This is a genomic window from Caulobacter sp. GW821-FHT11E11 (genome assembly GCF_058808315.1).
Genome location: NZ_JBXARO010000008.1, coordinates 284,318 through 296,555 on the forward strand (window position 1 = coordinate 284,318; position 12,238 = coordinate 296,555).

General features: G+C 68.9%; 10 protein-coding genes. 5 read left to right on the plus strand and 5 right to left on the minus strand.

The features are described from left to right. The 5 genes from AC1RR5_RS20910 to AC1RR5_RS20930 are packed head-to-tail and all read right to left on the minus strand — an operon-like array spanning window position 1 to window position 5,369. Window positions 1-1,158, minus strand: a complete 1,158-nt coding sequence (locus AC1RR5_RS20910; RefSeq protein WP_492924642.1) for a glycosyltransferase family 4 protein — start codon at window positions 1,156-1,158, stop codon at window positions 1-3. Beyond that, window positions 1,151-2,371: a CDP-glycerol glycerophosphotransferase family protein gene (locus AC1RR5_RS20915; protein ID WP_492924644.1), complete on the minus strand. Its 1,221-nt coding sequence runs from the start codon at window positions 2,369-2,371 to the stop codon at window positions 1,151-1,153. The genes AC1RR5_RS20910 and AC1RR5_RS20915 overlap by 8 nt, the downstream gene beginning before the upstream one ends. Before the next feature lie 55 nt (window positions 2,372-2,426). Further along, window positions 2,427-3,311 (minus strand): glucosamine inositolphosphorylceramide transferase family protein, encoded by an 885-nt coding sequence (locus AC1RR5_RS20920; RefSeq protein ID WP_492924646.1) that lies wholly within the window; start codon window positions 3,309-3,311, stop codon window positions 2,427-2,429. Further along, window positions 3,304-4,197 (minus strand): hypothetical protein, encoded by an 894-nt coding sequence (locus AC1RR5_RS20925; protein ID WP_492924648.1) that lies wholly within the window; start codon window positions 4,195-4,197, stop codon window positions 3,304-3,306. The genes AC1RR5_RS20920 and AC1RR5_RS20925 overlap by 8 nt, the downstream gene beginning before the upstream one ends. 5 nt (window positions 4,198-4,202) lie before the next feature. Then, window positions 4,203-5,369, minus strand: a complete 1,167-nt coding sequence (locus AC1RR5_RS20930; protein ID WP_492924650.1) for a glycosyltransferase — start codon at window positions 5,367-5,369, stop codon at window positions 4,203-4,205. Between the two features lie 79 nt (window positions 5,370-5,448). On the opposite strand from AC1RR5_RS20930, the gene AC1RR5_RS20935 reads away from it, so the two are divergent. The 5 genes from AC1RR5_RS20935 to AC1RR5_RS20955 all read left to right on the plus strand — a co-directional run bounded on the left by AC1RR5_RS20935 (window position 5,449) and on the right by AC1RR5_RS20955 (window position 12,199). Next, the gene (locus tag AC1RR5_RS20935) at window positions 5,449-6,792 is read left to right on the plus strand and encodes a glycosyltransferase family 4 protein (RefSeq protein WP_492924652.1); all 1,344 of its coding nucleotides are present in this window, start codon (window positions 5,449-5,451) and stop codon (window positions 6,790-6,792) included. A 10-nt stretch (window positions 6,793-6,802) separates the two neighbouring features. After that, window positions 6,803-7,996 carry an LptF/LptG family permease gene (locus tag AC1RR5_RS20940; RefSeq protein WP_492924654.1) on the plus strand — a complete coding sequence of 398 codons (1,194 nt, stop codon included), beginning with the start codon at window positions 6,803-6,805 and terminating at the stop codon, window positions 7,994-7,996. A gap of 147 nt (window positions 7,997-8,143) precedes the next feature. Then, window positions 8,144-8,671, plus strand: coding sequence for an RNA polymerase sigma factor (locus AC1RR5_RS20945; protein WP_492924656.1), 528 nt, complete (start codon window positions 8,144-8,146; stop codon window positions 8,669-8,671). Between the two features lie 112 nt (window positions 8,672-8,783). Further along, entirely contained in the window at window positions 8,784-9,764 is a 981-nt protein-coding gene (locus tag AC1RR5_RS20950) for a FecR family protein (RefSeq protein ID WP_492924658.1), read from the plus strand. A 2-nt stretch (window positions 9,765-9,766) separates the two neighbouring features. Then, the gene (locus AC1RR5_RS20955) at window positions 9,767-12,199 is read left to right on the plus strand and encodes a TonB-dependent receptor (protein WP_492924660.1); all 2,433 of its coding nucleotides are present in this window, start codon (window positions 9,767-9,769) and stop codon (window positions 12,197-12,199) included. Window positions 12,200-12,238: the final 39 nt, after the last annotated feature.

The window sequence follows — 12,238 nt, forward strand, 5'->3', positions numbered from 1 at the left end:
TCACCGCCAGGCCGATTGGCCTAGCCCCGGCGACGGGCGCAGCGCGGGCGCCTGGACGGTCTCGGCGATGAAGTCCGGCAAGCGCCGATAGATCGCCGCGCCAGTGCGATCGAAGGCCTCTTGGCCGAAACGCTCCAGCACCCGCGCTCGCGCTGCCACGCCCATCTGCGCCAGGCGTTCGGGCCGCGACAGCAGGCGACCCAGCGCCTCGGCCAGCGCCCAGGGATCGCCGGGCGGCACGGTCAGGCCCGTCACGCCGTTCTCGATGCTGTAGGGCAGCTCGCCGACCCTGGAGGCGATGACCGGCAATCCCGCCTGCATGGCCTCGTGGGCGGCGATGCACAGGCCCTCGGACCGCGACGGCTGCAGATAAAGATGGAGGTCAGCTAGGAACTCCAAGGGCCGATCGTTGAAGCCGGTGAATTCGATGAAGCTCAGACCGTGACGCTCGGCGCGCTCTTCCAGGGCGGTGCGCGCCCTGCCCTCGCCGGCGATCCGCACCCGGATCGCGGCCGGCAGGCAGCAGCCTTGGGTCTGAAGCCGCAACAGCGCCTCGATCAGGATGTCGTAGCCCTTTACCGGATGTAGCCGCCCCAGCGACCCCAGCTCCAGGGTCTGGCCCGGGCGCCAGGGATAGGCCCGATACATGTCAGGGTTTGCAGCGAACAGCGGCCAGGCGACCAGTCGTTCGGGTGGAACCTCCAATCGTTCGGCGGTCAGGTCAGTGACGCTGTGTGAGTCGCCGACCCACAGCCGCGAACGCGCCCGGCGCAGGCGCAGCAGCAACAGGTTCGCAAGCTTTAGCTTTGCGGCGTGCTGCCAGCTGACCACGGGTACGGCCAGCCGCTTGCCGACGATTTGGCCCAGCAAGGTCGCGCGAGTGAGCGAGGTCCAGATGACGTCGGGCCGCCAGTCGCGTAGCTGGGCGTCGAGCCAGGCCAGGGCCTTGCGGTGGTCCTTTTCGCCGCCCGGCCGGACGTGGACGGTTAGGCCGGCAGCCTCCATCGCCTGCGCCGCGCGACCGTCGCGACGGGTGAGGGCGAAGACCACCAGGCGAGCGCCCTGAGCGATCAGGGCCCGCGCCACGGCCGGGACCGGCAAGGCCGCGCCGCCGCCCTCGAGGGAGTTGATCACGTAGGCGATGCGCAACTCAGCCATGGGCCCGCTCCGGCTCGGCCAGATCCAGTTCCGGAAGCGCCGCCATCGACCAGTCCAGGCCGGCGAAGCGCGCCACCGCCCGCGCGGCGCGGACCGCAGAAGGCTCCTCGGTCAAGTCGAAGCTCTCGGCGAACATCGCCTGCTGCACGGGACGCCAGCGTGTCTCGTGCTCGGTCCGGGCCGAAATCAAAGCCGCCCCCAGCTGGTCAGGTGTCTCGATCACCGGCCCAGCCCGCCAGTGACCGAAGTTGGCGTCGTCCCGCCAGGCGTGGCGGTGGGTGTTGAGGAAGACGCAGGGCCGAGGCTTAAGCAGGAACTCGTAGACCTGACTGCTGACGTCGCCGAGATAGATGTCGGCCCTCTGGGTGTAAGCCATGGTGGTCGAGGCGCGGCTGCCCAGGTCGATATGGATGTTGGGTGCGCGCAGATAGCGCTCATCGATCCGCCCGACCCAGTCCAGCCGCAGCTTGTCGATGGTGACCACGAACGGCCGCTCGAACAGCATGACGTGCGGCGCGAAGATCAGGTGGTGGTCGTCGTGCTCGACGAACCAGTCCAGCACCTGGCGGCCCGCCTCGTACCAAGACGACAGGTGCGGCGAGACGTGCGGGTTGTAGAGCACCACGGGCCGGCCGTCGTCGATCAGCGGATGGGTAGTCCGCGCCCGAGGCAGGAGGTCGAACTTCGGATACCCGACCACCGAGATCTTGCGCGGATCGACGCCGGTCTCGCTGACCAGGCGGTCGTGAACCTTGCGGCCCGAGACCAGCACGTGGTCGAAGCCGGCGCTGGCCTCGTCGAAGCCGATGGCGCGATCGCCCGCGCCGTGCCGGGTATGGACTATCTTTAGATGGTCGAGGCCGTAGCGGGTCTTGAGGATCAGCGAGGTCTTCTCGGCCACGACCAGGATGTCCAGCGACCGGAAGAAGTCGAGATTGTCGCCATAGACCAGCAACTTGGCCGCCGGCAGGAGGGGCTCGGCGGTAGCGGCCAGGGCTTGCGACGTTCGTCGCTTGAGGCCCAGCTCGACCAGGTCGACGCCGTGGCCGACCAGCCCTTCGCCCATCCGGATCACCTCGGCGGTCATGCGCCGGTTGGTGGTCGCCACCACAATCTCCAGCCGCAGATCCGCCTGCGCCAAAGCCAGGGCGATCGGCAGGCTGTGAGCCACCTGGTGGACTTGGTCGTGATTGAAGAGGAACCCGATGCGCATGGCCAAACGACGTCGTGGGCAAGACATCCTCTCACCGATTTTTGTCGGCAAAGGCTCAACCTGCGCGCGGCGTCCACAGCGACCGGTCGATGCGCTTGACGTCGAACAACGTGACCGGGCCACAGGCCGACAGCGTATGCAGGCCTTGCGTGTACGGTCCTGCGCCGGGCGGGAGGCGTAGCGGCGGTCCCGCTTCCGCTTCGAAATGCCGGGGGCCGAGCTTGAGGACCGTCAGCTGGCGGAGACCACCGCCATAGGTGTGCGTGCAGTCCTGCACCGGGAGGCGCGGCAAGCCATGTTCGATCCACGCCGTGCCGCCCGGCCGGCTGGACGCGAGATCGTTGCGGACGGGATTGCCCGGATGGGCGCGCCAAGGCCCTGTTAGGCGCTCGGCATAGGCCAGATGCAGCCGCCCCTGCTTCCAGCGCTGTGGCCCTTTGGGCGAATAGGCCAGCCACCACAGACCATCGTGGCGGAACGGCGTGGCGTCGATGGCCGGGGTGTCCAGGTCCAGTCGGACCACCGGCTCCCAGACATCGGGAAACGCGACCGCGCGATAGAGCGTCAGCACGCCGGACCGATAGGCCTCGGGCAGCAGCCAGGTCTCGCCATCGGCGTCGAAGACCTGCGGATAGGATAGGTGCCAGGGTTCCCGCAGCGCGACCGACCGCCTGACCGGCGCGAAGTCCGCGCTCAGCTCGATATGCTCGATGACGCCGTGACGGGTCCGATAGTCATAGGCCTCGACGAACAGATGCAGACGGCCGTCGCGCCAAACGCCAAACGGATCGGCCAGGAACTTCAGTCGCCCCTCCTCGGGCAGCCAATGGACGGGCGCGTCGGGGGCGAAGCCGCGCCGGACGACGTCGGCGATTGGCGCCTCGACCAGGCCGACCCGCCAGATGTCGCGGCCGGGGACTTTCAGACGCCAGCTAGTCATGGGCGGCAGCCAATTTCGGCGTTACGGAGGCGCGCGCCAGATCGACCGCGCCCAGTCCGACGATGACAACCAGGTGCAACGCCAGCGTCATAACGGCCAGCGCCGCCAGCAGCACGGCCACTGTGGAGTGCGCCCCTAGCAGGAGCAGCATCAGGTTCCCGAACACGAGGTCCTTGTTGGAGAGCAGCGGAACCCGCGACACCAGGCATCGGATCGCCAGCAGCACGACCCACAGACCGGGGGCGACCTGCGGCAGCGCCATGCGCCAGATCAGCACGGTGAGCAGGCTCCAAAAGACCAGGCGCAGACCGCAGACGACGGCGACATAGATCAGCTGCTCCAGGCGCAGCGAGAACACCCGGCGTCCGAACGCCAGGACGCCGAGCGAGATCGCCAGCGGAATGAGCCCCGACCACAGAGCCGGCCCGAGCCGTCGGGTGAAATCGAGGTCTTGCAGCTGCGTGGCGCTGACTACCGCCAGGACCAGGGTCAGGAGATTGCCCAGCAACGCCGAGACGATGTTGGCGTCCTTGATGGCGGCGAACGGCGCGGCGACCGCGCCGGGCGCCCGCCGCGCCCAGACATAGAGGAACGCCTCGCCGCTGTAGCCAAGCACCACTTCGTTGATGACGTTCTTGCGCAGCAGGGCCTCGACACCGGCCAGGGGCAGGCTCCAAAGCCGCCGGAAGATCGCGTAGTCGAACAGCGTCTGCGCCAGATAAAGCAGCAGGAAGACCGGCCAGACGAGCGGCGGCAGGCCGGCGATCGTCTTCAGGACATCCGAGCTCGCGCCGCCGAGTTGCAGGGCGATGGCCGCGACCATCCCGACCGAGAGGGCGCCGCCCAGCCACGGCCACCACCACGAGGCCTTGTTCTTAGTCGTCATCCAGCTCACGCCCGCGCACCATCCGCGATCGATCCGTAGTGGTCGAAGAGATCGGCGAAGTGGTCGATGTCGCGGCGGACCCGGGTGGCGGCCTCGATCGCGGCAGCCTTCAGCGCCCTCGGATCGCGCGCCAGCAGCCGGCGAATGGCGGCCGCGGCGGCCTCGGTGTCGCCGGCGCGGTAGAGTTCCGAAGTCGCCGGCTGGGCCAGGTGGGCGAAGCCGCCGCGATCGGGTCCCACGACGGGAAGTCCGCTGGCCATGGCCTCGGCCGGGATCAGGCCGAAGGTCTCGGACTCGCAGCCGTGCACCAGGGCGTCAGCGCTGGCCAAGTGGGCCGCCAGCAGGCCACGATCGCGGATCGGCGGCAAAATCCGGGCGTGAGGATAGCCGGCGGCCACGCGGGCCACGCGCGTGCGGTCGATGCCGTCGCCGATCAGGACGAGACCGATCGGGGCGTCGGCGCGGGCCCGCATCGTCGCCTCGATCACCATCGGCCAACGCTTTTCCGGATGGAAACGCCCGACGCCGAGGACCAGCTTGGTGTCGTCAGGACAGCCGCAGGCTGCCAGCAGACTTGACCTTAACGCCTCGTCGCGCCTTGCGGGCGAGAACGCGCCGCGATCGATGCCCAGCGGCACGCTCTCCACGGCGCACACACCCTGCCCCATCAGACGGTCGGCCAGCCAGGGTCCGCCAGCGACGACAGAGCCGAAGCCTCCGGCCAGTTTGCGCAGATAGCTCCAGAACCAGCCGAACAGCTGGTCGATCCGCTGAGGGCTGGCGACGGGGGCCAGCCACCGCTGCGGATAGGAGGCCACCGGGTCGGCGTGCATGAACATGGCGCGCGGCGCCCGCCCCGCCCAGCGGGCGACGACCGCCGCGCCGCGCCACGGCGAGGACGCCTCGACCAGGTCCGGCGCCAAGATGTCGAGCTGGCGATGGACCGGCGCCGCGTCCCAGAACATGTGATAGTTGGCGTCGAATGGCAGGCGTGGCGCGCGAACCTGGATCACGCCGCCCGAGCCACGCGGCTCGAAACTGTCGGTGGGTCCGGGCGCGATGACGAACAGCTCGTGGCCCAGCTGGGCGGCGGCTTCGAACTTGCGGTCGATATAGGTCCGCACGCCCCCGCCGGTGGGCGAATAGAATTCGGCGACATCCACTACGCGCATCATGCTTCCCGAAGAGGCCCCGTCGCCCTGGCCCAACGACGGCGTGAGCGGCGCGGGGTCTCATCGATTTCGAAATTCTGTGTGGGGGCGTCGCCCGCGCGACGTCTTGGTCGCCAAGGCCAAGGCCAAGGCCAAGGCCAAGGCCAGGGGCGTGGCGCGTGGAAGGACGATCATGGATATCAAGGCGCTAACGCACACCGACGGTGCGCGCCCGTTGCGGATTGCCTTGTTCTCGGGGAACTACAACTACACCTTGGACGGCGCCAACAAGTCGCTGAACCGCCTTGTCGCCCACCTGCAGAGCACGATCGGCGCGCAGGTGCGGGTCTACTCCCCGACCGGACCCAACCCTGCCTTCGAACCGGCCGGCGAACTCGTCTCCGTGCCGTCGGTGACGATCCCCTTCCGACGCGACTACCGCCTGGCACTGGGCCTCCCTGCCGCGCTTCGGCGGGACATCGAAACCTTCAAGCCCGACCTCTTCCATCTGTCCGCGCCGGATCTGTTGGGCTCGGCGGCGCTGAAGTTCGGACGCAAGCTGAAGGTCCCGGTGGTCGCCAGCCTGCACACCCTGTTCGACACCTATCTCGACTACTATGGCCTGGGCCGGCTGCGCCCGCTGGTCCGTAACCAGCTCTGGAAGTTCTACGGCGCCTGCGACTACGTCATGGCCCCGACCGAGGCCATCGGCGACGAGCTTAGAGCTCAGAGCCCGACCACGCGCGTCCGGACCTGGGCGCGGGGCGTCGATGCCGAACTCTTTCATCCCCGACGGCGCAACGGGGCCTGGCGATTGCGTCAGGGCTTCACGCCCGATCGTCCGGTGATCGTGTTCTTGGGCCGGCTCGTCATGGAAAAGGGTCTGGCGGCCTTCGCCGAGACGATCGGCCGGCTCGAAGCGGCGAGCCACGCGCCCCAGGTGCTGGTGATCGGCGACGGCCCCGCGCGCGACTGGTTCCAGGAGCGGCTGCCAAACGCGGTGTTCGCTGGCTTCCTGTCAGGCGAAGCGCTGGCAACGGCCCTGGCCAGCGGCGACATCTTCCTCAATCCCAGCACCACCGAGACCTTCGGCAACGTCAATCTGGAGGCGATGGCCAGCGGCCTGGCCATGGTCTGCGCCGACGCGCCCAACACCCGCGCCCTGCTACGGCACGGCCAAAACGCCCTCCTCTGCGCGGATCGTCCGTCAGCCTATGCCGATGCCCTGTCGGGTTTGCTGGTCGATCGCGAGGAACGGCTTCGCCTGGGCGCCGAGGCGCTCGCGCGCAGCGCCGCCTACCGCTGGACGGAGATTCTGGACGAGGTGCTGGGCGTCTATGCCGAGGCCTTGGACGTGCGCACCGCCTCGCGCGCGCTGCTCGCGCCCATATGGCGCTCCGGCGCCCTGGCCGAGCCGCAACCAGCCGTCTTGCCCGCGACCTGAAAGCGCGCTCATGATCGCGACAATCCTCGACCGCTACCTGCTGAGGCGGGCCCTGACGCCAATGGCCGCCGTGCTGATCAGCACGATGATGGTGTTCCTGATGGAGCGCATCATGCGCTCCTTCCAGCTACTGTCGCAAACGACCGACGGCTTCAAATATCTGAGCGAGCTGCTGGTCAATCTGGTCCCGCACTATGTGGGGCTGACCTTGCCCGGCGGCTTCTTCATCGGGCTGTTCGTGGTGGTCAACGGCCTCAACAAGAGTTCGGAGATCGACGCGATCCTGGCCAGCGGCATGTCGCTGGGCCGCTTCGCCGCGCCCTTTGTGGGCCTGGGCGTCCTGCTGATGGCGTTCAGCATCCTGCTGTTCGGCTTCGTCCAACCCTACAGCCGCTACGCCTATCACGCGGTGCTGCACGCGGTCGAAAAGGCCGGGTGGAACGGCGACGTGCGGCCCAAGGCCCTGCTGTCCAACGGCTCCCTCTTCCTGACCGCCGATCGCACCGACGCCAGCGGGCGCCATCTGGAACGCGTCTTCATCCGCCAGATCGAGCCGGACGGCCGCGAAGACGTCCTGACGGCGGTCTCGGCGGTCGTGCGCAGGGATGCGGGCGATCGCGGCGTCACGCTGGACCTGCACGACGGCCAACAGGTGAGCACGACGCCCGACGCCCAGGTCTATATGACCAACTTCGCGGCCTTCTCCTTCGACGTGCCGCTCTCGCTGTCCGGCAAGCTGTTCCGCGTCCGCGGCGACGATGTCAGCGAACTGACGCTCATCGAGCTGGCCCAGCAGGGGTTCGGTAAGGCTCCAACCGCCCTACTCCGTCAGGCCATGCTGGCCGAGCTCTACGCCCGTGCGTCGCGGGCGCTGATCCTGCCCCTGCTGCCGCTGCTGGCCGTGCCCTTCGGTCTCAGCGCCAAGCGCGCCGGGTCGGGCTCGGCGATGGCCACGGGCGGCGTCCTGCTGTTCCTGTTCGAGACCGCCATGATCCTCGGCCAGGCCATGGCCTCGGGCCCTGGCGTTCCGGCGGTCCTCGCCGTCGGTCTGCCGGCGGCGACCTTCGCGGCCACCTGCATCGCCACCTGGGTCACCAGCCGCAAGCGCCCCGGTGAGAACCCGGTCAGCTGGGTCACCCAGCGCACCGCCGCGCTCTTCGCCGCCATCGCCCAGGCGTTTGGGGCGCGCCGCGCGGTCGCTTAGAGTCGAAAACGCCGACATCCCTCCCCTTCGGGTCGGCTTGCCTTGGTCACGCCGCCAAGTCATGTCTCTCGGGCTCACACCGACTCCTCCAGCGGGCCGAAAGCAGACTCCGATCTTGTCCCCCGAACGCCTCGATCCTCGCGCGCGATGAAGGACGCTTCCTCCGAACTCACGCCGCTCGCGGCCGCCTATCTGGAACGCCGCGACGACATGCGGCGGTTCTTCCTGGCGCGACTGGGGGGGCGAGGCGATGTCGAAGACCTTGTCCAGGAGCTGTATCTCAAGGTCCAGGCGGTGACCGAGGCGCCGATCGAGAACCCGCCGGCCTATCTCTACCGCCTGGCCTCGAACCTGATGCTGGACCGCCTGCGCCGGGCCAAGCGCTCGGGCGCGCGCGACACCGAGTGGCGACGGACCCATCACGCCACTGTCGGCGCCCTGGACATCGCCGACACCCCGGACGCCGAGAGCGCGGTGATCGCCCGGCAGCGGCTGGAGAAGCTGTCTCAAGCGCTGGAGACCCTGTCGCCGGTGACCCAGCGCGTCTTCCGCCTGCACAAGTTCGAGGGCCTGACCCACGCCCAGACCGCCGAGCGGATGGGCATTTCGCGCAGCGCCGTCGAGAAGCACGTTAGCTTGGCCCTCGGCCACCTGGTCAAACGGGTGGGCCGATGATTGTGACCGAAATGCCTCACCTTACCGGGATGTGGAGAGGACCTTGCGGCCGCGCGGCGTCATTGTGTCGGCGCCCGGTCCAGACCCGGCGCGAAGGAAGCGCAAACCGTCGATGACCGAGTCCGTCCCACACGATCCGATCCAGCACACGGCGGCCGACTGGTTCGCCAAGCTGCAGGGCGACGCCGCCCTGGAGGACTGGACGGCGTTTCAGGCCTGGCTGGAAGCCGATCCCGCGCACGCGGCCGCCTATGAGGCTGTCGAGGCGGTGTGGCTGGACCTGGAAGACCTCCCGGCCAACGACATCGAGGCCGAGGACGCGCCGCTGCCGGCCAACGTCACGCCCCTGCGGCGTCCGGCCGCCGCCTCGCGGCGCGGGCTGCTGATCGGCCTCGGTGTCGCCGCCGCGGCGGCCGTGGTGGCGCTAGTCGTGACACCGCAGCTGACCGGGCCGACCTTCACCGACTATTCGACCCAGCGCGGCGAAACCCGTGAGGTCGCCCTGGCCGATGGCTCGCGGCTGACCCTGGGCGGCGCGACCACCCTGCGCGTCCGGCTTGGCGCCAAGCAGCGCGACGTGACCCTGGTCGACGGCGAGGCCAGTTTCGACGTCGCGCACCTGGAGAACCGCCCCTTCGTGGTGGCGGTCGGCGCGCGTGACGTGCGGGTGCTGGGCACGGAGTTCAACATCCTCAGCCACGCCGACCAACTGGCGGTCTCGGTGCGTCGCGGCCTCGTCTCCGTCTCGGGCGGCCAGGAGGGAACCGTGAGGCTGGCCCGCGGCCAGCAGTTGGCAAGGGCGCCGGGCGCGGCCGCCAAGGTGACCGAGGTCGCTCCGGACGCCGCCTTCGCCTGGAAGTCCGGCAAGCTCATCTATGACCGTACGCCGCTGACCCGGATCGTCGCCGACCTCAATCGCTATGTCGCCACGCCGATCCGCGTTGATCCCAGCGCCGTCTCGGTGACAGTGTCGGGCGTGCTGCTGATCGACGAGGAAGCCGCCATGATCCGACGCCTGGAACTGTTCGCGCCGATCCTCGCCGAGACGACGCCAAAAGGGGTCATCCTCAAGGCCAAGCCGGCCCGCCGCTGACCGTGACGCGTAAGCGCGACCGCTTCTGCGGCCGGTTCTGGGTCACGGCCCTGGGCGTCGGTTTGACGAGCTTCGGCCACGCCGAGGCCGCGCCACGCCTGTTCGCTGGCCGGCAATCGCCTGTCGTGCGACTGCAGATCGCCGCCAAGCCCGTCCACGCCGCGCTGATCGATTTCGCCCTGCAGGCCGAACTGTCTTTGGGTGGCGACCTGGAGGCCTGCCGAGGCCAAGCCCCTGCCCTGGCCGGACGCCTGTCGGTCACGGCCGCGCTCGACCGTCTGCTGGCCGGCAGCGGCTGCGGCTCCAGCCAGCCAGATCCGCACACGGTGATCATCCATCGCCTCTCCGTCCCGTCCCGACCCGCCAAGCCTGCTCTAACGGCCGTTGCGCCCCTAGGCTTAGGCGAGGTGGTGATCACGGCCCAGCGCTATCCCAACCTGCCTGGCCGTACACCCTACGCCATCTCGGTGGTGTCGGGCGCCCAACTCGAGCGCCAGGCGCTTGCCAGCCTCTACGACCTGACGGGCCAGGTCGCCGGCATGACGGTGACCAACCTGGGCCCCGGCCGCGACAAGGTTCTCCTGCGCGGCCTGTCGGACGGCGCCTTCACCGGCCAGACCCAGTCGATGGTGTCGCTCTATCTCGACGACGTGCCGATCACCTACAGCGCGCCTGATCCAGACCTGCGGCTGGCCGATGTCGAGCGGGTGGAGATCATGCGCGGGCCGCAAGGCACGCTCTACGGCGGCGGCTCCCTGGGCGGGGTGATGCGTATCTCCACGCGCAAGCCTGACCTCGACCGCTATTCGGCCAGCGTGCTGGCTGGGGTGGGCTTCACCAAGGGCGGGGGCCGCGACAGCGACCTGGAGGCGATGGCCAACCTGCCGCTGATCCACGGCCGGGTGGCGCTACGGACGGTCGTGTATCGTGAGACCCAGGACGGCTATATCGCCAACCCAGCGCTGGGCTTGCGCCGCGCCAACGGCTCGGAGCGGGTCGGAGCGCGGTTCAGCCTGCGCGCAGCCCTGACGCCGGGCTGGATCCTGACATTGGGGCTGACCCACCAGTCGATCAGCAACAATGACACTCAGTACGGACTGCGGCGGCTAGGGCCGAAGGCGCGCGACTCCCTGGTGCGCGAGCCGCACGACAACGACTTCGACCACGCCTCCTTGACGGTTACCGGCGAAGGCGGCTGGGGCCGGTTGACCGGCTCGGTTGCGCAGCTGTCGCACGGTTTCGACAGCCGCTATGACGCCACCTCCGTCTCGACGCTGTACGGCCTGGCCGGCGCCCCGGTGGCGTTCGACGAGGACAAGGGCATCGACCTGACGGTGGCCGAAGTCACCTACGCCACGCCCAGCGATCATCGCCTGCATGGCCTCGTCGGGGCCTTTGCCTCGCGCGGCTCGATCCGATTGACCTCCAGTCTCCACGCCCTGCCCGCCCGGTCGGGCTCTGTCTACGCCGAGCGCCGGCGCGACGAGATCAGCGAAGCGGCGCTCTATGGCGAGGTGACCTTCGACGCCACCAAACACCTGTCGGCCACGGCGGGTCTGCGCTGGTTCGACTTCAGCTTCGACACCGACTCCACGGTCACCCAGGCGGCGGGCCATCGCCTCGCCGAGCGATCGGCCGACGCCGCCGGCTTCTCGCCCAAGCTCCTGGTCAGCTACGATGCGCGGCCCGGCCTGCTGTTCTACGCCCAGGCGGCCGAGGGCTACCGTCCGGGCGGATTCAACACGGCGGGGCGGATCGGCCAGGTATTCGACGCCCCCGAAACCCCGCCTCTCCGCTATGCAGCGGACGAGCTCTGGAACTATGAGCTGGGCGCCAAGTTCAGGACCTTCGGCGATCGCCTCCAGGGCCGGGCGGCGGTGTTCTACGCCACCTGGGAGTCGGTGCAGAGCGATCAGTACCTGGCCGACGGCACGGCCTATACGGCCAATATCGGCAACGGCGCCAACCGAGGCATCGAGGCCGAAGCCGCCTTCCGGGTCAACGAACGGCTCGACCTGCGCGCCGCGGCCCTGCTCAACGATCCGGAAGTGACCAAACTCAACGCCGCCTTCAGCACGCGCAAGGACGCAGCCCTTCCCGGGGTCTCGCGAGCCTCGGCCAGCCTCGGCTTCGACTACCACCGCGACCTAGAGGCCGGGCCGACGCTGCGTCTGCAGGGCCAGGCCTCCTACGTCGGCTCGTCCTACCTGACCTTCGACGCCGACAAGGCCCACGAAATGGGCGAATATCTGGGCCTGCGGGGCGTGGCCAGCCTGACCACACCGGGCTGGACGCTGAGCGCGACAATCGACAATCCGCTGAACAACCACGCCAACAGCTTCTCGTTCGGCAATCCCTACCTGATCACCCGGGACCAGATCGTCACGCCGCCCCGTCCGCGGACGGTGAGCCTGCGCCTGAGCACCCGCTTCTAGTCCGCCGAGACGCGAACGGCCCGACCTCGGAGTACGAGA

Bases quoted from the DNA above. Each gene is read 5' to 3' on its own strand.
- AC1RR5_RS20910 (WP_492924642.1), bottom strand. From the start codon at position 1,158: ATGGCTGAGTTGCGCATCGCCTACGTGATCAACTCCCTCGAGGGCGGC.
- AC1RR5_RS20925 (WP_492924648.1), bottom strand. From the start codon at position 4,197: ATGACGACTAAGAACAAGGCCTCGTGGTGGTGGCCGTGGCTGGGCGGC.
- AC1RR5_RS20920 (WP_492924646.1), bottom strand. From the start codon at position 3,311: ATGACTAGCTGGCGTCTGAAAGTCCCCGGCCGCGACATCTGGCGGGTC.
- AC1RR5_RS20945 (WP_492924656.1), top strand. From the start codon at position 8,144: ATGAAGGACGCTTCCTCCGAACTCACGCCGCTCGCGGCCGCCTATCTG.
- AC1RR5_RS20940 (WP_492924654.1), top strand. From the start codon at position 6,803: ATGATCGCGACAATCCTCGACCGCTACCTGCTGAGGCGGGCCCTGACG.
- AC1RR5_RS20950 (WP_492924658.1), top strand. From the start codon at position 8,784: ATGACCGAGTCCGTCCCACACGATCCGATCCAGCACACGGCGGCCGAC.
- AC1RR5_RS20915 (WP_492924644.1), bottom strand. From the start codon at position 2,371: ATGCGCATCGGGTTCCTCTTCAATCACGACCAAGTCCACCAGGTGGCT.
- AC1RR5_RS20930 (WP_492924650.1), bottom strand. From the start codon at position 5,369: ATGCGCGTAGTGGATGTCGCCGAATTCTATTCGCCCACCGGCGGGGGC.